The 231-nt window shown below is 79.2% G+C and carries 1 protein-coding gene; it reads right to left on the reverse strand.

What is annotated here, in order from left to right:
• Positions 1 to 36: 36 nt before the first annotated feature.
• Positions 37 to 231 (reverse strand): hypothetical protein (locus AC0I8G_RS26340; RefSeq protein WP_471732557.1); only part of this gene is annotated, 195 nt, incomplete at its 5' end.

The following is a 231-nucleotide window of genomic DNA, read 5'->3' on the forward strand; positions in this document are numbered from 1 at the left end:
CGACGAGCACCGTCGGTTCCGTCCAGGCCTGCTCGATCAACGTCCCGGAGCCGGGAGCGAGCAGCCGCAGCGCGGCCGCCGCGACCGCCGGCCGGCGCCAGCGGCCCAGCGCACCGACGCCTTCGCGTACCTGCCGTGGACGGCGGTGCTCACGGCCCCGACGACCGCCGCGAGCACCGCCAGTCGCCGGCTCGCCCCGCTGCCGGGGAGCAGCAGCCCGGCGACTGGCGG

The sequence above is a fragment of the Kineococcus sp. AC630 genome (genome assembly GCF_979255925.1).